Origin of the sequence: Acinetobacter sp. YH16056_T, from assembly GCF_024605895.1 — a bacterium.
Lineage (GTDB): Bacteria > Pseudomonadota > Gammaproteobacteria > Pseudomonadales > Moraxellaceae > Acinetobacter > Acinetobacter amyesii.
In genome coordinates this window covers 578,161-602,124 of the sequence record NZ_CP094545.1, presented here as the reverse complement: position 1 = coordinate 602,124, position 23,964 = coordinate 578,161, and the positions used below count along the sequence as shown (strand labels likewise).

The window sequence follows — 23,964 nt, the reverse complement described above, 5'->3', positions numbered from 1 at the left end:
GTGAATACAGTACGTCTAAACCTATTCTAACCATTCATACTGCACCACCATGTAAATCGTTATTTACGCTGTGGAACTTCAGCCCACCGTGCATAACTCTTCGTGCTTTTCAGCACAGTGTCCGCTTGTTTTGCAGCGACGCCACTATAGTCCTGAGAGAAACTATCTGAATTTTCATCAAAACTCGCACCATCAAATAATGGGAAAGTACCGGCTTTTTTCTGAATCACCACATCATCAATCATCCAACCGCGGAAACCGTTATAAAGTTGATCGACTGTTCTGAATTGGAATTTCAGCTGAACATTGGCCTTGCCTGCATATTCATCTAATGAAATTGCTTCTTGCTGAACAGCAGCCGGTGCGAGGTTAAAGCCTAAATTACTGTATGGAATCGGCGCGCGCTCATATGCCGAGGATGGATCTGCCAGCGGGTTTAATCGAGCCAAAGTCTTGAAGCTGTTACCGCCGTCGGTAGAAACTAAAATATTCATCAAATCGAATCCCTGATTATTTGGATTGACCGACTCAATTTCCCACCATGTTTTAAAGCTTAAACTCAAAGGCGCCTGATACTGGCTTAGATTAATGGAAGGTGAAATCAATTCACCCCTATTGTCATACTGCGAGGTGCCGCCATCAAACTCTGGAGCCGTAGATGAATCACTTAAAGCACCAATAAAGTTGCCATTTACTTTGTCACCATACCAATATGCCGTATTACCTTGCAGTGGCTCAGGCACCTTGCCTTGGCTCTGATCATTCGGCGCTAAGCGCACACGCTGATTTACTTGATTATTACGAATGTTGTGACCTTTGTTTAGCAACTGCCAATCGACATTAGCCACACTTGGCTGCGACCTTGTCCATGCATTGCGAGTAGCAGAATCCGCTTCAAAAGTTTCACGCCATACCGCATCTGTAGATGTTGTTTCGGGCAGCACTTCAAATTGATAGCCCGATGCAGAAGAAGCAATGACCGTAACTTTTTTCGTAATGGTATTAGTTCCTGCACTGCTAATAGTGAGCGTGGCATTTTTCAATGCTTCAAGCAGATCATTGCTCACATTAAATGAAAGCGTGAAATATCCATTGGCATCAGTCAAAGCACTAACAAATGCGCCATTGGTCGCTGTACCGCCAGACAATGACACTTGCGCATTCGCCAAAGGTTTCCCTTTAAAAATCACTTGACCAGACAATGTTCCGACCACTGCATCATTGACTGGTGCATCACTTAGTGTCTGACAGTCTTGATCTAAGCAGTTGAGAACCACATTCAACACAATGCTCTTATTGGTATTTTTAGGATGGATCAAGAATGCCGAAACTGTAGACTGTCCATTTTTAGTGACCAAAACATAATATGTGCCTGCAGCCAATTTAGGCAGTTTAACGATGCCTTGAGCATTGGCAAGATAACTTTGACCTTTAAAATGAGTTGCTGTCGGTAAACTATTGATCGGTGGAAAGAACTGCTCAGAATCATCCGCTATAATTGTATTCGTTGCTATTTTCAGACTGCCTGCTTGTACTTTTTGCCATTCTTCATCAGTTAAAATCTGAATCGATGCAGCATTTAAAGCAAGATTATTCACATCTAATAAAGTCAGCTCTTCTACGCTTTTTTGAACCATAGCATCGGCAACTGCCTCTGGCGGTACACTCCCTGTCTCGTCACGATCACTACCGCCACATGCCGTTAAACCCAAGACACCCGTGACCATTATTATTTTTACAAAAGCGCTATTTTTCATCTGTTCTGCCCTCTAATTTTCCATTTTTAAAATTGTTATCTCTACATTGAACTCTGCCAGCCCAAACATACTGGTCAATATTCAAGCAAAATAATACCTAATTTCCACTAAATGCGCAAATTTCACATTTTATGTTTTTATTGCTTTGTTTTTCTTGTTTTTAAAATTAATTTAGCTAGGTATGTACAAAAAAACAGGCCAAAGCCTGTCTTTTAGAATTTACAATCTATGTTTTAATCTTCTGGATATTCAAAACGGTAGCCAACGCCATACACGGCTTGAATCCATTCATGACGGTTGCCAGTTTCCGCTGCATCTGAAATCTTACGACGTAAATTTTTAATATGACTATCAATCACACGGTCAGCCACTTCAAAACTGTCTGGGTTAATATGATCAAGCAATTGCGCACGTGAATACACCTGCCCTACATGCTCTAAAAACAACTCAAGTAAACGAAACTCTGTTGGCGTTAAGCTCAACGCTTTTTGTTGATACCAAATACGTTGCTGTGCTTTGTCCATACGGAATAAATCATTCACCTCTGGCTCTGCTTTACGTTCTAAACGACGTAATACCGCTTGCACACGTGCCACCAATTCTTTCGGACTAAACGGTTTGCAGACATAATCGTCAGCACCCATATTGAGCCCCAATACACGGTCAATTTCTTCAGTGCGTGCAGTCACCATAATAATTGGCAGATCAGACTGCTCACGGACTTTACGGCAAATGGTTAAGCCATCCATACGTGGCACCATTAGGTCCAAAATCATTAGACTCGGCTTACGCTGCGTGAAGCTCTCATAGGCTTCTTGACCATCATGAAACATGCTGACTTCAAAGCCTGCAGCCTCTAGATAATCACGCACTAGCTGTGCAAGTTCCACTTCATCTTCAACCAACATGATATGTTTCATGCATGCTTCCTTTTAATATTTCATCTGTTTGGGAAATGTCAATTTGCAACGCAAACCGCCCAATGGAGAATGATCAAAACTCAATTCTCCGCCCAATGCTCTAGCTATTTTTACGGATAACGCCAATCCTAATCCTGTACCACCAGTTGCACGCGTACGTGAATCATCCACACGATAGAAACGCTCACCTAAACGTGCCAACTGTTCATCAGTTAAACCAAATGGGCTGTCATCAACATACACGGTCCACTGGGTTTCATCTTGCTCAGTATGAACATGCACTTCACCACCAGCTTCCGTATAACGAATACTGTTACCCAATAAGTTGACCATAATCTGTTTAAAACGGTCTATATCTAATTGTAATGAAGTGCCATCGCCCGTTGCGGTAATTTTCAAATCGGCTTGTTCAAACTTCGGTTTAAAGCTTTCAACCTCCTGCACAATGACATCCCACGGATTAATCGTAGTGAGATAACAATTTAATTGCTGTGCATCAGCTTGCGCCAAATCAGCCAAATCTTTGGTCAATTTTTTCAGACTACTGACTTGATTCAACATCGAAGTAAAATGCTCTGGCGTTGGCTTACGAATACCGTCCTGCATCGCCTCAATTTGAGCCTGTAACACGGCCAATGGCGTTTTCAATTCATGTGAAGTATCAGCCACCCATTGACGACGTGACGTTTCATGCTGATCGAGAATTACGGCCAACTGATTCAATTCATTCGATAAATCACCAAGCTCATCATTACGGTTCACCGCGACTTGATGTTGATAATTGCCCTTGGTTAACTCACGTGTTCCCATTAACAAACGCTGAATCGGTTTTTTAAAGTATGTTGCCAATAACAATGCTGCAATCAAACTTGCAATAAACGTAAGCACATAAACCAATAATAAATAACGTTTTTGCTTACTAAAGAAGTTAATACTGATTGCATCATCTTGCTCGAGGACAGGTTTGAGTCCTAGATACCCCACGATTTGATTATTCACCATAATCGGACGATAAGAAATCTGTTCATCTGTCGGTTCACCCACGACAAATTGGCGCTGTGCATCATATAAAGATAAACGCGAACTCAAGCCCAAGCGGTCAGGCATTTGGATAAACTGTTTTTTACCACCATTATTGGTGTTGTTTTGAGAGGATTGACCCGCATCTTTATCTTTTTCATCCGCATTCGACTCTTTGGGGCGGAACACATTTTGATTCGCGCTTAAAGGAAATTTTAAACCTTCAAAGGGTTGAAACTCAGACGGTAAGTTTTGTTCCAGCCATTTTAGCTCTTCAGTTTTTTGTTCTGCCGTTTGCTGTGGCGTTGCCAACATCGATGCTGCATTCAAACTATGATCTTGGAAATAGCGCTGCTGCAATGCAATGTCATATTGACGACGCAGCCACCACCGAGAGAGACGATCATAGTCATCTGGCGCAGCCTGCCCTTCAATTTGCAAAATTTGCGCCTGAATCGCATTGCCCCAATCATGATAGACCGTATACACATCGGCTAAATTTTCAATGACATGGTCAAGCTTTTGCATCTCGACATCGGCCACATATTTGGTGAAATTACGCTGCATATTCCAATGCAAAACGCCAAGACTTACCGTTGTGATGACGAGCGTCGTCAACAGCACAGTCAGAAACAAGCGTAGGGCAATCGGGATACGACGTATTTTCAAAAGAGAACTCTCATTTTTCTTCTATATTCATTATTGTAGCGAACACGCAACTAAAAAACTCTCCATTGTTTCTACATCTTTATTATTTAACCCGAATCCCGCTTAAGCCAATGATTCCATAATTTGAATTGTTGGTTTATTTTGATGATTAAGTTGATATGCACATAACGATGCGTAAATCCCACTCAGAAATCCATGAATACTACGAGCTTTACTCGTCACTAAATTGTATTGTCCTTTCAATAAGCTGAATAACGTTTCTATCTTATTTCGTTGTCTTAAGTGATATTCATCTGATGCAGATAGTTGGATGGATTGCATGTTTTTTCGATGGTAAGTAATCAAATCAATACCTTGATCTTTTAACCTGCTTTTTAGTTCCTGGCTGATATAACCACGATCTCCATATAGCTTTGCTTCTAAGCCGTCAGCCAATTGCTCAACCATTTTTATGTCAGCTATATGCCCATTTGATAAAGCAGAACAAGCGATTTCACCAAATGGGTTCATCGCAATATGTAGCTTACAGCCATAAAACCAGCCCATTGAGCTTTTACCACGAGATGCTATTTGAGCTAATGATTTATGGCGTTGAATACGTTGATTTTTACAGACTGGCAAAGTCGTTGAATCAATCCACAAATATTGGGTATTTTGACCTTTCATCAGAGCCACATGTAAAGCATGTATTGCTAATTGGTGCATATTGATCAGATGAATCATCCGTTGGTAACATGGTAAGCTTTTAAACAAATGTCTTTTATCTTCTTTTAACCATGTGAAAAAGGCTTTGAAATTGCTGAAATAAGAACATTTATACCAAATGGCAATAAAGCAGATTTCTGAGATCGTCAGATGAGCACGTCTGATTCTTAAAGAATGGTTATTTTGTTTGAGAAAGTTCCAATAAGTTGCTTCAAATTTAAGAAAGAAATCATCAATTACGCAGAATAATTCGGTACTATTGAACATTAGGACTAGAGTTGTGAGTTTTGTGTGGTAACTCAACTGATGGCTCTAGTCTTCTTATTTTCAAGTTTATTTCTTATCCGCGATTCGGGTTATTTAATCTTTAACCATCGGAAAAATATCTAATCTGGTGGGGTAAAGACTATGAAACAAATGACCAAAATGGCTTTAATCGGTGCAAGCGTACTGAGCATGGGTGCATTGACGGCTTGTCAATCGACAACCGCACCAAAAGATAACGATCATGGCCGTATGATGAAACAACATCATGGTGATCACGATCGTCGTATGTCACCTGAGCAACGTGAACATTTTAAACAAATGCGTGCCGAGCAACGTCAAGTGTTTGCTGATATGCAAAAAGCCTGCGATGGTAAGGCTACAGGTTCAACAGTTCAAGTAAAAGCTGGCGATAAAAATATTGATGGTACATGTACCATGGTGTTCAAAGCAGACCGTCAAGACATGAAAAAAGCACGTGGTGAACACAAACCAATGCGCGGTGAACATCATCCAATGCGTGGCGACATGCGTGGTCAGATGCAACGCGGTGAGCCACTGACTGATGCAAAACGTGCAGAACTGACTAAACAATTTGATCAACGTTTAGCAGAACGCCAAACGAAGCAACAAGCGATTATGAAAGCATGCCAAGGTAAGACTGATGGTAGCGCGGTTGCCATTAAAGTTGGCGAACAGCAAATCAATGGTAAATGTGAAGTTCGCTTCCAACCTAAAGCTCCTGTTGCCCCAACGCCAGCACCAGTGAAATAATCCAAACTTAGATCGCAATATCATTGCGTAAAAAAAGGCACTCCCAGGAGTGCCTTTTTTATTGGACATATCTTTTTACGCTTTTTGACTATTTGTGTCATTCATTTTCAGCCAAAAGTGTTTACACTCAATGCACTTAGCATTTTCAAGGAATATTTCTTTGACTTTACAGTCACCAACAAATCGCCCTGAAATGCTTGTACCCAATAAGAAGATGTTGCACGATTAGAACCATTCCAATACGTGTCATTGAAGACACGTTCAAATGTTTATTTAGGATTACTAACGCTGGTAGAAACCAGTATTGAGGAAAACGATATGCCACAATACAAAGCGCCCTTACGTGATATGCAATTTGTTCTGCATGAACTTTTAAAAGCAGAAGATCACTATGCACAACTGCCTGCATTTTCAGACACAGTAAGTCGTGAGTTGGTTGACCAATATCTAGAAGCTGCTGCTGACTTCTGTGAAAATGAACTTTCTCCTCTTAACCAAGTCGGCGACCGTGAAGGTTGTACTTGGAATGATGGCGTTGTAACAACACCAACTGGTTTTAAAGAAGCGTATCAAAAATATATCGAACTCGGTTTCCCATCTTTATCTGCTGAAGAACAATACGGCGGTCAAGGCTTACCGGTTTCTTTAGGCAACATCATTTCAGAAATGGTGGGTACTTCGAACTGGGCATGGGGTATGTACCCTGGTCTATCTCATGGCGCTGTCCGTACATTAGAACATCACGGTTCTCAAGAGCAAAAAGACACTTACCTTCCTAAACTTGTTTCAGGTGAATGGACTGGTACGATGTGCTTAACAGAATCTCATGCAGGTTCTGACTTAGGTATTATCCGCTCTAAAGCTGAACCACAAGCAGACGGTAGCTATGCAATTTCTGGCGAGAAAATCTTTATCTCTGCTGGTGAACACGACATGGCTGAAAACATCATCCATATCGTACTTGCTCGTCTTCCAGGTGCACCAAAAGGCACGAAAGGTATTTCATTATTCATCGTACCTAAATTCAATGTAAATGCTGATGGCTCAATTGGTGAGCGCAATGCGGTACGTTGTGGTTCGATTGAACACAAAATGGGTATCCATGGTAACGCGACTTGTGTCATCAACTTTGATAACGCAAAAGGCTTCTTGATTGGCCCTGAAAACCGCGGTCTAAACTGCATGTTCACATTCATGAACACTGCACGTATCGGTACTGCTGTACAAGGTCTTTCAGCTTCTGAAGGCGCTTTCCAAGGTGCACTTGCTTACGCAAAAGACCGTTTGGCAATGCGTTCACTTTCAGGCCCTAAAGCACCTGAAAAAGAAGCAGATCCAATTATCGTTCACCCTGCAGTACGCAACATGCTGCTTACGCAAAAATCATTTGCTGAAGCTGGTCGTGCTCTGGTTTACTTATTGTCTTTCCATGCCGATATCGTGGAACAAGGTGCAACGGAAGAAGAACGTAAGTTCTCTGACAACATTTTGTCTCTACTAACTCCAATTGCTAAAGCATTCTTGACTGAAACAGGTTCTGAATCTGCAAAACACGGTGTTCAAGTATTTGGTGGCCACGGCTTCATTTCTGAACATGGTATGGAACAAATTGTACGTGATACACGTATTTCATGCTTGTACGAAGGTACGACTGAAATTCAAGCAATTGACTTGTTAGGCCGTAAAGTATTGGGTACTCAAGGTTCAATGTTGAAAGACTTCACCAAGATCATCCATAAATTTGTTGAAGCTAACAAAGACAACGCTGCCATGAAAGAATTTGTTGAGCCGCTTGCTGCGCTAAACAAAGAATGGGGCGACTTAACCATGCAGATTGGTATGAAAGCAATGCAAAACCCTGAAGAAGTAGGTGCTGCTGCAGTCGATTACCTCTACTTCTCTGGTTATGTAACGCTTGCTTATTTATGGGCTCGCATGGCCTTAGTTGCACAAGAAACTTTAGCTGCAGGAACAACAGATGTTGATTTCTACAATGCAAAAGTAACGACTGCTCGCTTCTACTTCAAGAAAATCTTACCGCGCGTTCGCTCTCATGTAGAAGTGATCGCAGGTGGCCTAGATCCTCTTATGGCATTGGATGCAGAACACTTTGCATTCTAATGTGAATATCTAAAACATATTCAAAAAATTGTACTCTTGAGTGCAGAAATAGAGAAAGGACGGTCATAGCATTGGCAGTCCTTTTTCTTTATAAATAGTCTCATAATTTTACTTTGGTCAATTTTCTCCACGCTTTATGTCGATACAAATTGCCCCAAGTCCACAGATTCAAACAATAAACAGGTGAACGAACATGCCAATTTATAATGCGCCGCTTGCAGATATGAAATTCATCTTAAATGATGTTTTTAAAGCAGAACAATTCTGGCAAAACAACGAAAATCTTGCTCACCTTGATGCTGCTACTGCAGAAGCCATTCTTGAAGAAATGGCAAAATTTGCGCAAAACGTCACTCATCCTTTAAACCGCACAGGTGATGAAGAAGGCGCAACCTATAGCAATGGCAATGTCACGACTCCTGCTGGTTTCAAAGAAGCATTTAAACAATATGCAGAAGGCGGTTGGATTGGTCTAGGCGCAGATGAAGAATGGGGCGGTCAAGGCATGCCAAAAATGCTGACTGTTCTGTCTGACGAAATGCTGTTTGCAACCAACCCATCATTCATGCTCTACCCGCTTCTTTCTGTAGGTGCAGGCATGGCATTAAACAGCTATGCATCACAAGAGCAAAAAGAAACTTATTTACCAAAAATGTATACAGGCGAATGGTCAGGCACCATGTGCTTAACTGAACCGCATGCAGGTACAGATTTAGGTATTATCAAAACTAAAGCCGAACGTAATGAAGACGGTACTTATAACATTACAGGTACGAAGATTTTCATCACTGGCGGTGACCACGACCTTTCTGAAAATATCATCCACTTAGTTTTAGCGAAAACGCCTGATGCGCCTGCGGGCTCACGCGGAATTTCACTATTCATCGTACCTAAATTCTTGGTGAATGCAGATGGTTCATTGGGAGAGCGTAATGCTGTAGGCCCTGGTTCTATTGAACATAAAATGGGGATCAAAGCGTCTGCAACATGTGTAATGAACTTTGATGGCGCGAAAGGCTACCTGGTTGGTAAAGAAAATGAAGGCCTTGCAGCGATGTTCGTCATGATGAATTACGAACGTCTGTCTATGGGTATTCAAGGCCTAGGTGCTTCTGAATTTGCTTATCAAAATGCAGCGCAATATGCGACTGATCGTTTACAAGGCCGTAGCGCTTCTGGCGTTCAATCGCCTGCAAAACCTGCAGACAGCATCTTAGTTCATGGTGATGTACGTCGTATGTTGCTGAACGCACGTGCCAACAATGAAGCGTCTCGTGCATTTGCGGTTTATGTTGGTCAACAACTGGACATTACCAAGTTCTCTACTGACCCAGAAGCAGTCAAAGCAGCCAATAACCGTGTTGCGCTGTTAACACCTATTGCGAAAGCGTATTTAACAGATACAGCTTTCCAAGCAACACTCGATGCTCAAATGGTCTTCGGTGGTCATGGCTTTATTCGTGAATGGGGTATGGAACAATGTATCCGTGACCTGCGTATTGCACAGATTTACGAAGGGACCAACGGTGTTCAGTCTCAAGACTTAATTGGTCGTAAAACCATTAAGTGCAATGGTGAATTCATTGCTGAATATATTCAAGAAATCCGTGATTTTGCCAATAACTTAGATGCCAGCTTGAACTACATCAAAGATGCCACTTTAGATGCAGCAGCTGAAGTTGAAGCGGTGACTCAATATGTACTTGAAGCTGCTCGTGAAAACATTGAGTTCCCGAACTCAGCAGCAGTTGATTACCTACATGCTGTAGGCCTACTCAGCTTTGCCTATATGTTTGCCCGCATTGCAGATGCAGCAAAAGACAAAGATGGCGAGTTCTACCAAAACAAACTTGCACTGACTCTTTACTTCACGCAGCGTATTTTACCTGAATTGGCATTACGCATTGCTAAAGTAAAAGCAGGTTCTGAAGTGATCATGAACTTCTCTGAAGATTACTTTACCAACCAAGCTTAATTAAATACACAAAATCAAAAATGCCCGATTTATCGGGCATTTTTTTATTCATTGTAGTGATAATATTTCCTGACTGACCTAGCCATTTCAGAATTCGCATTTTCCAAAGCTTTTGCCACATTCATCGCATCTACAGCACTTCGGTTTTGACTGACTTTAAATTTCCCGATCATCGACTGGATATCGACTTCAATCGCCACAATTTTCTCTAACTGTTCAGCAATAAAATCATTAGGCGCATCGCCCATTTTCCACGGCACGGGTTGGCTAGCTTCATGTTGTCGAGTCAACCGAGCCAGAACCCCTCGTAAATATTTTTCATCGTCAACTTTACGAATTGTGCCTTTGACATGCACCACACGGTAATTCCATGTCGGTACAACGCGATGATGCTCCTGTTTTCCTTCATACCAGCTAGGCGAAATATATGCATCATCGGCATGAAAAATCACATAGGCGTGCGCTGACTGATTTAGCAATTCAAACATTGGATTGGTCTTGGCAATATGACCGCGCAATATACCCAATTCGCCTGACTCAGTGTCATATTCTAGTGGTAAATGATTCACTTCCAACTCACCATTGGGTGCCGTCAGTATTACTGTCGCCAAAGCATGCTTACGCATAAGATCAATCAGATCAAGGAGTTCATTCTGTTTAAAATGCGTTGGTTGATACATCGTCGCTTCATTCTTATAGGACAAAATTTAAGCTCAAACTTAACATTAAAGACTTTATTTAACCTAAAAAATATTTTTGTCATATGCGCTTCATGTGCATGAAATTTGCTTGGTATTTAATGACTTGTTCTTGATTGAATATTCACGCAATTTACACAGGAGGAAGATATATGAAACACCGTGATCCTAAAGTAGAAAAAATTGAAGCCCTCCTCGACCGACTTGGCAATCTTGCTGTAGAAGGTTTTCATTATCTTGCGCTGTTTGTCATCGGCTGTATGATTTTATGGTCTGCGGGTCATACCATTTTTGAAATTATTACAGTTAAGCAATTCGCCACGATTGACGATATTTTATTATTGTTTATTTACCTCGAACTCGGTGCCATGGTTGGTATTTATTTTAAAACCAACCACATGCCTGTTCGCTTCCTGATTTATATTGCTATTACTGCCCTGACCCGTTTACTGATTTCGGACATTCAACATGACCATAAAGCGGATATGGGCTTGGTCATTACTACAGGTTCGATCCTCATCCTTGCTGTGGCCATTTTGATTGTGCGCTATGCCTCTTGGACATATCCTTCGGTTATTCGAGATAAGCATTCCGAGAAGCCACTGCCTGAAGGAAAAACCCCACGTCCGCAAGATGATGAGTTAGCTTAGTCTTATTAAAGCCCCTCTTTTTTAAGGAGGGGTTTGGGGAGATTAAATTACCGATTCGGCACTAATACATAGCGACCATTTTCAAAGATCCAATACATGCCACTTGGGGGTGCTGGTAAACCAATCCGTTTCCAATCGCTGATAAAGGTATAGGTCGAACTGGAAATACTGGCACTCGCAGGATCGCCATTGACCCAACTATAGCTTTGTGAATTTTGAGTAATCGTGGTCGGTGCCTTGTATTGAATGCTAATGCCACTCTGAGGATACTGCGGATAAGGTCGATTTGGATATTGCGGATAAACCGGCGGACGACTTGGATACTGAGGATAATGTTGAGGATAATTCGGCGCATGCTGCGGATAGCCAGGCCGATTCATCGACGGTGGACGGTGTTGTGGTTTTGATGTATCTACACCTTGGTAATTTGCCCATTTGTTTTCCGCAAAAGTACTGGCTGAAGCACTGATCAGCATCACACCTGCAATCGCATAGAATAATGTGGTTTTCACTTAAGCTCTCCTCGACGGTTTATACGCTCAGTATAAATTCCATTGTAGGAGAAAAAATGGATAAAAATCCATCAAGTGCAAGAATTTGTTAATTTTCCGACCAAGCTGATCGCACCTTCAGGCTAGCCTGTTTTTCATTGGATTATGCTAAGATTGATTTTATTTCGTAGTGGATCAAATGCTGTGTCTGAATTAAGTTTTGACCGACTTCATCAATTTTTTTCTAAAGTTCCAAGTATTCAAGAACAACTGATTGACTCGTACGGAACCGATGGTAAAACTGCTTGGTGGTTTAAATTTCAAATTAATGTAGATCACCCTTTAGCATGGCAAACTGTTCAAGAATTGGGCCATGTATTGAACTATATTTCTAAAAATGAACGCTTACCGACTCAATTTTTACCGGTTTCTCCGCCACCATATATGAATGGCGAAGCAAGACAATTCTTGTCTTGGGTGATTCAATGTAACCATGCCGATTTTCCACCAGATGTCATCTGTGACTGGTTAGAAGCTCGTTTGCCACAACCGGTAGATGATGCAGATAAATGGAAAATCAAAACCGATATTAAAGAATTGGATCAAATGACGGATAAAGATTTAGATCAAATCGTTCCGCCGAATCCTGTACCGAAGAATTAAAACTGATTTAGTTCCTCCTAACCTCCCTTTAAAAAAGGGAGGAAAGCCCCTCTTTAAAAAAGAGGGATTTGGGAGATTAAGACAATTCTAAAAAGTAGATATTCCGCTCCATTCCATAAAGCGATACAACACATATTTCAAGGTCGATTCATCCGCATATTTACTATAATCGACACTCATTTGTTTACCATCCAGATTTGACCAAGCCGTATTAAAGTACTGCGATGCATCTTTAAAAACTTGCGCATTTTTCAGACCAATCACGCGTAAATCCGTTTCTAAATTATAGTTTTTTAAGTTACGCGCGGTGAAATTTGCCGAACCTAAAATCATATCGGCTTGATAAGCAGTTCGTTTTAAAATCATCTTGCTATGGCACTGCTCACCTTGGGTATTACACCAACGTACATCAATACCCGCATCATGTAATTCGGATGCTACAGGTCGATTTGGAATGCCATTTTTAGTCCGCCCAAAAGCATCCTTATTCGGATCGAGTAATACACGCACTTTCACGCCACGTTCATGCGCAGCAATGAGTGCCTTGGTAATTTTACGTTCTGACAAGTAGAACATAGCAATATCAATTTCAGTTCCAGCTTTCTTCGCACTATCAATTAAGTCGAGTGTGGCATCATAAATGGCTTTTTCAGTCAGCACTTGAACCTGTGGCTGAGTTTTCGCGGCTTCAACATCTTTAATCACTACAAATGGAATATTAGCTTTAGACATCATGCCTACGGCTTGCTCGGTTTTTAATAGGTCAATTGCAGTCATTTCCTTCACAGTCAGAGCAACATTAGAATGTCGTGAGCTACCATCATGTGGATTCATAGAGGTGACTAAACCTTTCCAGCCATCGATGGTATCTACCACCAAAGTTTTTCGGTGATTCGCTTTAAAGTTAAACAGATCCATATAGCTGCGAATCGTCACTTTTTCCGTACCTAATGGATTCGGTAACCAGCCTTGTTCAGGATTATTGCCAATATCTTGACAGCAGATATACCAAAAGCCTGACCATGCAGGATTGGATGCACGAAGCGGTACCAAATTGGTTTCGATTAACTCAATTCCACCTTGACGCAATTGACGATAATGTTCAGGTTGAATGCCGCCATATACCGAATTGACCGGGTCAGTAATCACAAAAATTTCCACTTGAGGAGATAGACGACGCTTCAAAATCAGTGCATCGGTCAGTTCCTGTGTTAATGGTTCATGTTTTAATTGAGAGTCGCCAACTTGAGGATTAAAGAGAAACATATCCAACACAATGGTCGACTGCGCTTCTTCGATCATTTTCAGCATTTCTTTAAAAATGCGATGTTCCTGTTGCTGCTTTCCTTGCGCATCGATATAGGTTTCATCTACTAAAAAGTTCACTTCAGCATGGCGAAGTTTTCCCGTGTAGTTCAGCCCTTCAGGGAGTGGTTTTAGCGTGTGATAGGTTGCCGATGCCAAATAACCTAAAACCAATAAACCAATGACCACACCCACATAGCGACGACGTGACCAATTAAGCTTGTGATGTATTCGTTGAATGATGCGCATAAGAAAAAACCTAGTCTAATGCGCTCAGACTAGGTTTTATTCATTGATTTTTCAAGAGGATTTCTGTGACTTTACCTAGACTTACTTAGAAAAGTCTGTGCAAATTCAATTAGAAACCAAATTCAAGACCAACCGTAAAATTACGACCGACTTGAGGAATATTGGCAAGGAATGACGTGTGAGAGTAAACATCTTCATCCAATAAATTATTGGCTTTGAAATAGACTCGATAATCATTTTGATCTTTCAATTGACCACTATAGGCCACACCCAAATTCACCATATTGTAGCCATCTGTTTCACGCTCAAATGCAGTGATTTTGTCTTGTTTGAATACATGTGAATATTCTGCAAGACCTGACCAACCATCGGCAAAGTCAACATCGACCTTGGTTCCTAAACGCCCTGCAGGCACACGTGGCGCATTTTCACCATCAATTTTGCCGCGAACATAATCACCAAAGACACTGAGTTTATACATATCATTGATGGCATAGCCTACTTGAGCTTCCGCGCCATAAAACTTAGCTTTGTCTTGGGTGTAATCAACTAAGCGGAAGTTTTCAAAATTATCTTTGGTTGCGGCATAAATGTAGTTGTCATACCAGTTGTGGTACACATGAACGTGATAATCCAACTGATCTTTTTCATAATGGAAACCTAATTCTAGATTATTGGATTTTTCAACATCTAGATTTTCATTCCCACGTTCATAGGTATTGGTCGCAAAATGCTTGCCATCTGCATACAGCTCTTGCGCCAATGGCAACCGCTCTTGATGAGAACCCACCCAGGACAATTTATAATTGGGTGCAAACGCCCAATTCACAGCACCTGAATAAGAGATGCCATAATCATCATAGTCTTTTTGTGCAGAATCGATTTGAATTTTCTGCTGATCTACACGGGCGCCCAGCTCGACATGAAAATCACCAAATTGTTTATGCTCTAAACCAAACACACTCCATTTTTGGGTTTTATTTGGATTCATCAGTGACTCTTCACCACTAATATTGAGCTTTTGCTGATTGTATTGTGCTCCTATCACACCTTCCCAATCCGCAATCGGGTTATGCACCAACTCTAAACGACCATCGTAACCTTTACTTTTAAAGGTTGTTGCCGCTGTATCGCCTTCAATTTCATCATGTTGATAATCGGTATAACTTGCATGTGCACGGATTTTTTGGAAGCCCGCAAACGGATTCGCAAGTTCGGTACGGAAATCATAGCGTTCTGACTTTAAGTCGACCCATGGGCCTGCGGCATCATGATCGTGATCATGTTCGTCATGGGCTGAATGATCATGCTCATCGGTATGCCCATGGTTGTCATGACCATCACAATGTAAATGGTCATCATGTGGATGACAGCTTTCATATTCATGACTATGCCCCGGTAAGCCATATTGGTCTTGACGGTTGCTATAAGACAGTCCAGCAAAACCGGGCTCATGAATCCATGAAGCACCAATCGTTACATTTTCGCCTTCAGCAAAAGTATTACCCACACGACGTTCTTTTTCTAACTCACCCTCATGGTCATGGAAATAATCGGGTGCAATATAGTCATTGGCTTTACGCTTTGATCCCTCAACTCGCAGTGCAAAATTTTCTCCTAGCGCAGCAGTGACACCTGCACTCGCTAATTTTTCGTCACTACCTGAGTTATAACGTAGCCCAACCTGCCCCTCTAAACCATTTTCAGGCATCTGCGTTGGAATTTTTTGATCGGTAACATTCACCAACCCACCAACCGTCCCAGCTGCATACAATAAAGTGGATGGCCCACGAATCACTTCAACTTGTTTCGCTAAAATTGGATCAACCGTCACTGCATGGTCAGGGGATAAAGTTGAAACATCTGCTGTTTCAGATGCATGCTCCAAAACTTTGACACGTGGCCCATCTTGCCCACGCAGCACAGGTCGACTTGAGCCTGCACCAAACTGATTTGAATATACACCCGGTTGTCCGGCTAACGCATCACCAATAGTGACTCCACCTTGTGCCAAATCTTTATGCTTAATAATGTTATCTGCAACCGCAAAATCTGCGGCACTTTGATTTAAAGGATGAACCTGAACATTAATGGCTTCGAGCTTTTGTACCTGTTGTTGCTGATCATCAGCATAAATATTGGGTGCAATCACTGCAAAAATTGAGATTGTGATTAAATTCTTATGAAAAGACATTTGGAGAGACTCAAATCAGGCTATTTTTGAATAATGTTATAATATAACATTTCATTTATTTTGCAATAAAAAACATTCTAATCTGCCCAAATCATATACACTCACCTATACCACATTGTATTTATTCATATATTTATTTTAGTTCAATGCCTTTTACCATATCCCATGCTGTACTCGCACCGCCTATTTCCAAATTAAGCGGAAATCGCCTGCCTATTGCAGCACTCGCAATTGGTAGCATGGTGCCAGATTTATTCCGTTTATTTACCAATGCTGACTATGCAGGTTCACATCAATGGTCGGGGTTAATTGTTCCAAACTTAATCCTTGGTTTGCTGTTTTGTATGCTGTGGTATGTGCTCTATCGCCCGATGTTATTTGCTTTTTTTGGTTTAAATAAGCCGCTGAATCTACAGAATTTCAATCAATGCTGTGGGTTTATGCTCAGTCTCATCCTCGCACTCATCATTGGAACTTCGACGCATATTGTTTGGGATGGCTTGACCCATGTTGACTTTCGTACCTTTGCATTTAAGGATCTATTGAGTCTACCGATTCAATTTTTCGGTCATTCATATCCCTTACATCGTGTGTTGCAAATTGGATTATCTGGCTTGGCACTCCCCGTTTTGGCATGGATGATTTATCGTCATCATCTTCATTATCGAAGTACAGTAAGCATCCCCACATCCATCAAAGTCTATGTATATGGTTTAGCGGCCCTGTCTTTAGCTGCGGGCATCGCAAGTTATTTTTATTTTGCTGACAGTATTTATTCTGATGCCTTTGTACACGACTTGTATGCCTATGTCGGCAAAGCCATTAATTATTTTTTTCGTGCATTTTTGGCCACGTTTAGCCTTGGTAGTCTGATATTTCTAATCATAAGCAAGAGCACTAACATTTTTTCTACGTCATCGGCTTAAGCCCTTCATTGAGCAAAAATTTGCTGTAAATTTGGCTGTTTTAGCAATAAGTCCTTGTGACAAAACAGCCAAAAAGAGGCATAATCCCCTATTCGAATAAAAGCGGTACGCTGTTTACGTATTCGCTGACCTTAACCCATATAGTTGGATTTCTAACGCTATGATGCGAACTCATTACTGCGGCTCACTTACTGAAGCCCAAATCGACCAAACCGTTACATTATGCGGTTGGGTTCACCGTCGCCGTGACCACGGTGGTGTAATCTTCCTTGACATGCGCGACCGTGATGGCCTTGTTCAAGTGGTGATTGACCCTGATACTCCTGAAGCTTTCGCGACTGCTGATAAATCACGTTCAGAATTCGTATTAAAAATTACAGGCCGTGTACGTCGTCGTTACGAAGGTACTGAAAACGCGAATATCGTGAGTGGTCAAATCGAAGTTTTAGGCAAAGAAATTGAAGTTCTTGCTGCGTCTGAAACTCCTCCATTCCCATTGAATGACGAAAATACCAATATTTCTGAAGAAGTACGTTTGAAATATCGTTTCCTCGATATTCGTCGTCCAGAAATGTTAGATCGTTTACGTTTCCGTTCTAAATTAACCAACCTGATTCGTAACTACTTCGAAGAAAATGGTTTCCTAGACGTTGAAACACCGATTTTGACTCGCGCTACTCCTGAAGGTGCGCGTGACTATTTAGTACCAAGTCGTGTTTCTAACGGTAGCTTCTACGCGCTTCCACAATCTCCGCAATTGTTCAAACAGTTGTTGATGGTTGGCGGTATTGATCGTTACTACCAAATTGCTAAATGTTTCCGTGATGAAGACTTACGTGCTGACCGTCAGCCTGAATTCACACAAATCGACGTTGAAACATCGTTCATGAGTGACGATGACATTATGGATTTAATGGAACGTTTAACGGTTAAGATGTTCAAAGAACTTCTAAACGTTCAGTTCGACAAGTTCCCACGTATGACGTATGCAGATGCAATGCGTGACTATGCATCTGATAAACCTGACTTACGTATTCCTTTGAAACTTGTTGATGTTGCAGACATGATGCAAGACGTTGAGTTCAAAGTATTCGCAGGTCCTGCAAAAGATCCTAAAGGCCGTATTGTTGCGCTTCGCGTACCAGGTGCTGGCGCGCTTCCACGTAGCCAAATCGACGAATACACTAAATTCGTTGGCATTTATGGCGCGAAAGGTTTGGCTTACATTAAAGTCAACGAGCTTGAAAAAGGTATTGAAGGTCTTCAATCTCCAATCGTTAAATTTATCGAGCCTATCGTACTTGATCTATTGAAACGCGTTGGTGCTGAAAATGGCGACATCGTATTCTTTGGTGCGGACAAAGCGAAAATCGTAAATGATGCGATGGGTGCTTTACGTATTAAAGTCGGTCACGACATGAAACTTGCAACTTGCGAGTGGGCGCCACTTTGGGTTGTTGACTTCCCAATGTTCGAAGAAACTGACGATGGCAAATGGACATCTGTTCACCACCCATTCACGCTTCCTAAATCAAGCATTGAAGAAGTGAAGAACAATCCAGGTGCGGCATTGTCTGTTGCTTACGATATGGTATTGAACGGTACTGAAATCGGTGGTGGTTCACTTCGTATTTATAACCTTGAAATGCAAAAAGCGATCTTCGAAGCGCTTGGTATTTCTGAAGAAGAAGCAGAAGAGAAATTCAGCTTCTTGTTAAATGCGTTGAAATTCGGTGCGCCTCCTCACGGTGGTTTAGCATTCGGTCTTGACCGTTTAGTGATGTTGATGACTGGTGCATCTTCAATCCGTGACGTGATTGCATTCCCGAAAACGAAAACTGCTGAATGTCCACTGACTCAAGCGCCTGCGCCAGTTGAAGCAACCCAATTGCGTGACTTAGGTATTCGCTTACGTGAAAAACCAAAAGCTGAAGAATCTAAATAATCTTACATTTTTAGATTTAGATTTAAAGGTTTAAAAAAACCCTGCTCAATGCAGGGTTTTTTATTTCGATCAACAAAAGGTCGTTGAAAACCTACAAAACATAAATTAAAGATTTGATTGACTTTGCTAATATCAAAACGCTTCAAGTACGTTATGATGTTGCATTACATCCTTTGAGCAATGGACAGCTCAATTTTCCACTTCCGATTATTTTGTTTTTAGATTCAGATCTTTTTGTACTTTTCACTGAATAAGTCCGGTCTCTTGGCAAAATTTATTTTATTCCATGCTGTCAATTTTGAGACCTTGTGATCCATGTACTTTATATTCAAAATCATCGCGCTATTGCCACTTTGGCTGTTACAAAACTTGGCCTTGATGATCGCGTTTATTCTTAACCTGTTTAACTCATCAATCAAACGTATCACTAGCATCAATATTCAACTGGCCTACCCAGATATGTCAGCGACAGCGAAGAGACAGCTCGTCAGTCAAAGTATCCGCAGCCAATGCCTGACCTATATTGAATTTATTAAATGTTGGGGGATGCCGCCAAGTTATAGCCTGAGCTTATTGAAAAACATTTATGGTGAAAATATCCTCACGGAAGCACTGGCAAATAAAAAAGGTGTGATCGTGGTGGTTCCTCATTTTGGCTGCTGGGAATTACTCAATGCATGGCTGAACTTGTATACAGAACCGATGATTATGTATAAACCGAATAAAAATAAAGGGATCAATCGGTATCTGTTAGAAGCACGTGAGAAGTTTAATGCAACCCTAGTCCCGACAGATGAAACAGGGATCCGTGCCATTTTTAAACATTTGAAACAAGGTGGTCTGACGGTCATTTTACCTGATCATTTACCAAAGCCTTCAGGCGGCATTTATTCCAATTTTTTTGGGCAAAATACTTTATCGATCACACTTGTTTCAAAACTTGCTGCAAAAACCCAATGCAATGTCATTGGATTAAGTTGTATCCGACAACCTAACCTACAGTACTTTGATGTGCATTGCCAAACCTTATCAGACGAGATTTTATCTAAAGACTTACAATGTTCTGTCGACGCACTGAACATCGCGATGCAAGACATCATTAACCAAGCACCAGAACAGTATATCTGGTCTTATAAGCGCTTTCGGGTCTGCTTTGGCAATATCAATATATACCGCAAATAAAGGTGATCTAAGAACATCTCAACCTTTAGAGTTGTGTTCCACAGGCTTGAATTAATCTTATTCAATTGAGATCGATTATCGACAGTGGCATAATAGCCTCAATTTCCACTTTAAGTGATTCTCCTATGGCTATGCGTCCTGAAGTCCGTCGTCGTGCAATCGTGTTGATTGTTTTTTCTGTCGTACAATGGTTGTTCATGCGCTACATTTTAGCCAACGAATTATTTAACTTAACCACCTATAACCGTATTGTTTTATTCTGTGTCAGCAGCCTTGCAGGTGCATTATTAATCTTTGTCGGTTTGATTTATATGGTGTTGAAAGGTAATGCGGATAAAGAATAATTTAATAAACACTAAGATTCAGTATTTTATGTATGGCTGGTATACTAAAAAATAGTTAGATTGCTTATTGCTTTATCATGCATAAAATTTTATTTATTGTTGACCATCTTGGCTGTGGCGGTGCAGAGAAAATTACACTCAAATTAGCAGAGTATTTAGCTAGTAATGGGCATGATATTCATCTCGCAGTTTTAAATGGCAAATCAAATCATTACTCTTGTTCAAAAATTATTAAATATATAGACCTTAAAATCCAAATTTCTTTTGCTTATGGAAAAATATGGAAAAATAAAAAACTAACTGAATCTGAAGTACACCAAATAAATGAATTACTAAAATACAGTTTTGATCTCATTATTACTGGATATAATAACGGACATTGGTTGGCACCTTATTTAAAAGGGAATGTATGGCACTGGATTCATGGTGATCTTTTAGAAGTTCGAAAATTTAATAACCCCTTGAAGCAAATGAAAGAATACCTACGTTTTTTCAAAAATAAAAGAAAATTTTCTAAATTATTTCACAATCGAAATTTAATCACTGTTAACCGTGATCTAGAAAATAAAGCTAAAAGATATGCTAACCCAAGCTTAGTCAAAACTATTGCGAATGGTGTAAATATTCCACCTATATTTCTAAATCAATATGCATCTACAGAAAAAAAATGGGACGTCATTTTTGTTGGAAGATTAGTACCAATTAAACAAGTTGATCATGCAATCAAAGCTTTCGCTATGTCTGACACAGACGGTAGAATGGCAATCGTTGGTGATGGCACTGAAAGACAGAAACTAGAAGATTTGACTAGAGAACTAAAAATAGCCAATCGAGTTGATTTTTTAGGTTGGGTCGATTACCCTTACGAATATATAGCAAGCTCAAAATGTTTAGTAGTAACCTCACGCTATGAGTCATTTGGATTAGTTCTAGCAGAAAGCATCATCCTTAAAACTCCAATAATTGCTTATAATTGTTCTTCTGGCGTAAATGATATATTTTCTCTTCAAAAAGATATGGAAAATTATTTAATCCCCTATAACAATATAACCCTATTGTCACAGAAACTAGAAAGTTGCCTTAAATCCCCATACAATATAAAACAGGAGACCCAAGAAATCTTACAGATTAAAAATATGGCCTCAAAGTTTATTTCCCTAATTTTTTAGAATACTAAACATTTAAACTTGTATACCATAAAGTAATTTTAAACTTATCGAAATAATGCTAGACCTAAACGCAATGGGAACTTCAACCATAAAGCTATCATTCTTTTAAGAGCTTTTAAGTTATTTGGACGACTCATCCAAACTAGCGTTGGTAAAGCTGTTTGTAAAATAATGTTTTTAACTTTTTTAGGTTGACCATTTTTTGTCAGACCATCTTCTTGGTATTCAATACATTTTACTGACCTAGAGACATATCTAGTATTTAAATTTGAAAACTGTATAAAGTAAGTCCATTCATAACCATTTTTTACAAACTCAGTAAAACGTTTACCATTCGCCATTGAAGCCCGAATTAAATGATGTTTATCACCTTTTAACTTATTTCCATATAGATAATCATTAATATAATCGAGATCAAACTCACACTGCTGTGGCTCTATATTAAAGGAACCAATGTTCTTAATTTCATATATAAACCAATCAATAAAAGGCTTATTGCTTATATCTTCAATCATTTCCTTAAAAACATCAGCACTTGATAAATAATCATCATCATCTAAAAAAGTAATAAAATCACAACCTTCTTGTTCAAGTATTTCCAAAGCTTTATTTCTTGAATAATTTACGCCAGAATTATTTTTATTTTTTAAAAAAATAATTCTCTTATCATCATATACTGTAGCCAAATAATCATAAGATATATCTGAACAATCATTTACTACGACTTGTACCCAATTTACGTAAGTTTGTCCTAAAACTGAATTAATGGCCCTTTCTAGCAATAAGGGTCTATTATAAGTTGTTGTAATTATACCAAATTTTATTTTTTTAAAAATCATTTACATACCCCTTCAATAAAATTTGAAAGCTTGTTAGCAATAATTTTAAATTCATAATTACTTATAGCATCAACATATCCTCTTTTAGCTAAAGAAATTATTTTATCACTATCTTTTAACAGCATCTCAATTTTATCAGCTAAATCTGCATAACTGTCCTGTTTTGCCAATATTCCATTATCTCCATTTTTAATAATCTGCTGAACACTAATATGATCGCTCGCAACTACAGGGACCCTCCAAGCAAAAGCATCTAATATAGCTAAAGGTTGAGTGTCATTCATGGTAGGAACAAGGGCAATATCAATATCTCTGTAGAATTTTGTTTTATCATTGCCCCCAATCCATCCAAGAAACGCAACTTCATTTTCTAACTTAGAGTCTTTAACTTGCTTGATCAAGGATTCCTTTTGCTCACCTTCTCCAGCAATTAACAATTTAACTATATAACCTCTTTGCTTCAGTTGTTTTACAGCAGAAATTGCTATATGTGTACCTTTATATTCAACTAAACGCGTCATAATACCTAAGACTACGGGTTCCCCAAGGTTTTTAGCAAAAGAAGGCTCATCATCTGGTAAATGTATTAAATTTGAAATAACCGCTTGTGATTTTTGACTCAAATCTACCCCTTTCTTTTTAGCAGCCTCAGCAACACACTGCCCTACATAAGGAGTAATATGAATAAATCCATCTGCACGTAATGTTCTTTTCACGTTATGACTATGATTCATCGTAATAACAGGGCATTGAATTCGTGCAAAAAGCAGTGCATTTTTAAATAAATAAACCGCACGCCCACTATGAGCAATCACCACATCAGGTTTATAGTGTCTTAACCATAGTGCTAATTTAACTGTAGCGACTGGATCATAAAATCCTGAGTTATTTAGGCACCAAGAGCGATAGCCCTCAATTTTTTGCTTTTGATTATCAGTGCCATAAACAATCATCCCCTCATGACCCTTACTTTCTAAAGCCTCATAGGTATTAAGCATTGCTTGCCAACGCCCGCCCGAGGCATCCCCATAAACCGTTTGTACAACTTTCATAATTTACTCAAAATTTAATCATCTTCAGTTTTGCTTTTATTGACTAGATTCA

The 23,964-nt window shown here is 40.0% G+C and carries 20 protein-coding genes; 10 read left to right on the top strand and 10 right to left on the bottom strand.

Going from position 1 to position 23,964, the window contains the following annotated elements:
• Positions 1 to 59: 59 nt before the first annotated feature.
• The 4 genes from MST17_RS02945 to MST17_RS02930 all read right to left on the bottom strand — a co-directional run bounded on the left by MST17_RS02945 (position 60) and on the right by MST17_RS02930 (position 5,338).
• Positions 60 to 1,757, bottom strand: coding sequence for a carboxypeptidase regulatory-like domain-containing protein (locus MST17_RS02945; protein WP_180027150.1), 1,698 nt, complete (start codon positions 1,755 to 1,757; stop codon positions 60 to 62).
• A gap of 233 nt (positions 1,758 to 1,990) precedes the next feature.
• Positions 1,991 to 2,677, bottom strand: a complete 687-nt coding sequence (locus MST17_RS02940) for a response regulator (RefSeq protein WP_111885370.1) — start codon at positions 2,675 to 2,677, stop codon at positions 1,991 to 1,993.
• Between the two features lie 12 nt (positions 2,678 to 2,689).
• Positions 2,690 to 4,366 carry a sensor histidine kinase efflux regulator BaeS gene (baeS, locus tag MST17_RS02935; RefSeq protein WP_180027151.1) on the bottom strand — a complete coding sequence of 559 codons (1,677 nt, stop codon included), beginning with the start codon at positions 4,364 to 4,366 and terminating at the stop codon, positions 2,690 to 2,692.
• Positions 4,367 to 4,468: 102 nt separating this feature from the next.
• Entirely contained in the window at positions 4,469 to 5,338 is an 870-nt protein-coding gene (locus tag MST17_RS02930; RefSeq protein ID WP_005137615.1) for an IS982 family transposase, read from the bottom strand.
• Between the two features lie 141 nt (positions 5,339 to 5,479).
• On the opposite strand from MST17_RS02930, the gene MST17_RS02925 reads away from it, so the two are divergent.
• The 3 genes from MST17_RS02925 (at position 5,480) to MST17_RS02915 (ending at position 10,205) form a co-directional block, all read left to right on the top strand.
• A complete protein-coding gene (locus MST17_RS02925) occupies positions 5,480 to 6,109 on the top strand; it encodes a hypothetical protein (RefSeq protein WP_180026734.1) in 630 nt (209 codons plus the stop codon).
• A gap of 318 nt (positions 6,110 to 6,427) precedes the next feature.
• Positions 6,428 to 8,230 carry an acyl-CoA dehydrogenase C-terminal domain-containing protein gene (locus tag MST17_RS02920; RefSeq protein ID WP_180026735.1) on the top strand — a complete coding sequence of 601 codons (1,803 nt, stop codon included), beginning with the start codon at positions 6,428 to 6,430 and terminating at the stop codon, positions 8,228 to 8,230.
• 193 nt (positions 8,231 to 8,423) lie between these two features.
• The gene (locus tag MST17_RS02915; RefSeq protein ID WP_180026736.1) at positions 8,424 to 10,205 is read left to right on the top strand and encodes an acyl-CoA dehydrogenase C-terminal domain-containing protein; all 1,782 of its coding nucleotides are present in this window, start codon (positions 8,424 to 8,426) and stop codon (positions 10,203 to 10,205) included.
• A 44-nt stretch (positions 10,206 to 10,249) separates the two neighbouring features.
• Here MST17_RS02915 and MST17_RS02910 read toward each other — a convergent pair whose 3' ends face one another.
• Complete coding sequence (locus tag MST17_RS02910) at positions 10,250 to 10,885, bottom strand: FMN-binding negative transcriptional regulator (protein WP_180022436.1); 636 nt, start codon at positions 10,883 to 10,885, stop codon at positions 10,250 to 10,252.
• A 170-nt stretch (positions 10,886 to 11,055) separates the two neighbouring features.
• Between MST17_RS02910 and MST17_RS02905 the strand changes: the two genes are divergently transcribed.
• Complete coding sequence (locus MST17_RS02905; protein ID WP_180026737.1) at positions 11,056 to 11,553, top strand: phosphate-starvation-inducible protein PsiE; 498 nt, start codon at positions 11,056 to 11,058, stop codon at positions 11,551 to 11,553.
• 47 nt (positions 11,554 to 11,600) lie between these two features.
• Here the strand turns inward: MST17_RS02905 and MST17_RS02900 are convergent, their stop codons facing one another.
• Positions 11,601 to 12,065 (bottom strand): RcnB family protein, encoded by a 465-nt coding sequence (locus tag MST17_RS02900; RefSeq protein ID WP_373685127.1) that lies wholly within the window; start codon positions 12,063 to 12,065, stop codon positions 11,601 to 11,603.
• 183 nt (positions 12,066 to 12,248) lie between these two features.
• On the opposite strand from MST17_RS02900, the gene MST17_RS02895 reads away from it, so the two are divergent.
• Positions 12,249 to 12,707 carry a hypothetical protein gene (locus MST17_RS02895; protein ID WP_180005494.1) on the top strand — a complete coding sequence of 153 codons (459 nt, stop codon included), beginning with the start codon at positions 12,249 to 12,251 and terminating at the stop codon, positions 12,705 to 12,707.
• An 87-nt stretch (positions 12,708 to 12,794) separates the two neighbouring features.
• Here MST17_RS02895 and MST17_RS02890 read toward each other — a convergent pair whose 3' ends face one another.
• Positions 12,795 to 14,261: a phospholipase D family protein gene (locus MST17_RS02890; RefSeq protein ID WP_180026738.1), complete on the bottom strand. Its 1,467-nt coding sequence runs from the start codon at positions 14,259 to 14,261 to the stop codon at positions 12,795 to 12,797.
• A 109-nt stretch (positions 14,262 to 14,370) separates the two neighbouring features.
• Positions 14,371 to 16,455, bottom strand: coding sequence for a zinc piracy TonB-dependent receptor ZnuD (znuD, locus tag MST17_RS02885; RefSeq protein ID WP_180026739.1), 2,085 nt, complete (start codon positions 16,453 to 16,455; stop codon positions 14,371 to 14,373).
• A 146-nt stretch (positions 16,456 to 16,601) separates the two neighbouring features.
• Here znuD and MST17_RS02880 point away from each other — a divergent pair, with 146 nt between their 5' ends.
• From MST17_RS02880 to MST17_RS02860, 5 genes are all read left to right on the top strand, one after another.
• Complete coding sequence (locus MST17_RS02880) at positions 16,602 to 17,381, top strand: DUF4184 family protein (RefSeq protein ID WP_180026740.1); 780 nt, start codon at positions 16,602 to 16,604, stop codon at positions 17,379 to 17,381.
• Between the two features lie 160 nt (positions 17,382 to 17,541).
• Complete coding sequence (gene aspS / locus MST17_RS02875; protein WP_180026741.1) at positions 17,542 to 19,326, top strand: aspartate--tRNA ligase; 1,785 nt, start codon at positions 17,542 to 17,544, stop codon at positions 19,324 to 19,326.
• 315 nt (positions 19,327 to 19,641) lie between these two features.
• Positions 19,642 to 20,508 (top strand): lysophospholipid acyltransferase family protein, encoded by an 867-nt coding sequence (locus tag MST17_RS02870; protein WP_180026742.1) that lies wholly within the window; start codon positions 19,642 to 19,644, stop codon positions 20,506 to 20,508.
• 125 nt (positions 20,509 to 20,633) lie between these two features.
• Positions 20,634 to 20,852 carry a hypothetical protein gene (locus tag MST17_RS02865; RefSeq protein WP_111885360.1) on the top strand — a complete coding sequence of 73 codons (219 nt, stop codon included), beginning with the start codon at positions 20,634 to 20,636 and terminating at the stop codon, positions 20,850 to 20,852.
• A 77-nt stretch (positions 20,853 to 20,929) separates the two neighbouring features.
• Positions 20,930 to 22,021 (top strand): glycosyltransferase, encoded by a 1,092-nt coding sequence (locus MST17_RS02860; RefSeq protein WP_180026743.1) that lies wholly within the window; start codon positions 20,930 to 20,932, stop codon positions 22,019 to 22,021.
• Positions 22,022 to 22,065: 44 nt separating this feature from the next.
• Here MST17_RS02860 and MST17_RS02855 read toward each other — a convergent pair whose 3' ends face one another.
• Entirely contained in the window at positions 22,066 to 22,860 is a 795-nt protein-coding gene (locus MST17_RS02855; protein WP_180026744.1) for a glycosyltransferase, read from the bottom strand.
• Positions 22,857 to 23,912: a glycosyltransferase family 4 protein gene (locus tag MST17_RS02850; RefSeq protein ID WP_180026745.1), complete on the bottom strand. Its 1,056-nt coding sequence runs from the start codon at positions 23,910 to 23,912 to the stop codon at positions 22,857 to 22,859. The genes MST17_RS02855 and MST17_RS02850 overlap by 4 nt, the downstream gene beginning before the upstream one ends.
• Positions 23,913 to 23,964: the final 52 nt, after the last annotated feature.

What these genes read in the sequence shown, in the direction of transcription:
- MST17_RS02945 (WP_180027150.1), bottom strand. Translation starts at nt 1,757, where the DNA reads ATGAAAAATAGCGCTTTTGTAAAAATAATAATGGTCACGGGTGTCTTG.
- MST17_RS02940 (WP_111885370.1), bottom strand. Translation starts at nt 2,677, where the DNA reads ATGAAACATATCATGTTGGTTGAAGATGAAGTGGAACTTGCACAGCTA.
- MST17_RS02930 (WP_005137615.1), bottom strand. Translation starts at nt 5,338, where the DNA reads ATGTTCAATAGTACCGAATTATTCTGCGTAATTGATGATTTCTTTCTT.
- MST17_RS02925 (WP_180026734.1), top strand. Translation starts at nt 5,480, where the DNA reads ATGAAACAAATGACCAAAATGGCTTTAATCGGTGCAAGCGTACTGAGC.
- MST17_RS02920 (WP_180026735.1), top strand. Translation starts at nt 6,428, where the DNA reads ATGCCACAATACAAAGCGCCCTTACGTGATATGCAATTTGTTCTGCAT.
- MST17_RS02915 (WP_180026736.1), top strand. Translation starts at nt 8,424, where the DNA reads ATGCCAATTTATAATGCGCCGCTTGCAGATATGAAATTCATCTTAAAT.
- MST17_RS02910 (WP_180022436.1), bottom strand. Translation starts at nt 10,885, where the DNA reads ATGTATCAACCAACGCATTTTAAACAGAATGAACTCCTTGATCTGATT.
- MST17_RS02905 (WP_180026737.1), top strand. Translation starts at nt 11,056, where the DNA reads ATGAAACACCGTGATCCTAAAGTAGAAAAAATTGAAGCCCTCCTCGAC.
- MST17_RS02890 (WP_180026738.1), bottom strand. Translation starts at nt 14,261, where the DNA reads ATGCGCATCATTCAACGAATACATCACAAGCTTAATTGGTCACGTCGT.
- znuD (WP_180026739.1), bottom strand. Translation starts at nt 16,455, where the DNA reads ATGTCTTTTCATAAGAATTTAATCACAATCTCAATTTTTGCAGTGATT.
- MST17_RS02880 (WP_180026740.1), top strand. Translation starts at nt 16,602, where the DNA reads ATGCCTTTTACCATATCCCATGCTGTACTCGCACCGCCTATTTCCAAA.
- aspS (WP_180026741.1), top strand. Translation starts at nt 17,542, where the DNA reads ATGATGCGAACTCATTACTGCGGCTCACTTACTGAAGCCCAAATCGAC.
- MST17_RS02870 (WP_180026742.1), top strand. Translation starts at nt 19,642, where the DNA reads ATGTACTTTATATTCAAAATCATCGCGCTATTGCCACTTTGGCTGTTA.
- MST17_RS02865 (WP_111885360.1), top strand. Translation starts at nt 20,634, where the DNA reads ATGGCTATGCGTCCTGAAGTCCGTCGTCGTGCAATCGTGTTGATTGTT.
- MST17_RS02860 (WP_180026743.1), top strand. Translation starts at nt 20,930, where the DNA reads ATGCATAAAATTTTATTTATTGTTGACCATCTTGGCTGTGGCGGTGCA.
- MST17_RS02855 (WP_180026744.1), bottom strand. Translation starts at nt 22,860, where the DNA reads ATGATTTTTAAAAAAATAAAATTTGGTATAATTACAACAACTTATAAT.
- MST17_RS02850 (WP_180026745.1), bottom strand. Translation starts at nt 23,912, where the DNA reads ATGAAAGTTGTACAAACGGTTTATGGGGATGCCTCGGGCGGGCGTTGG.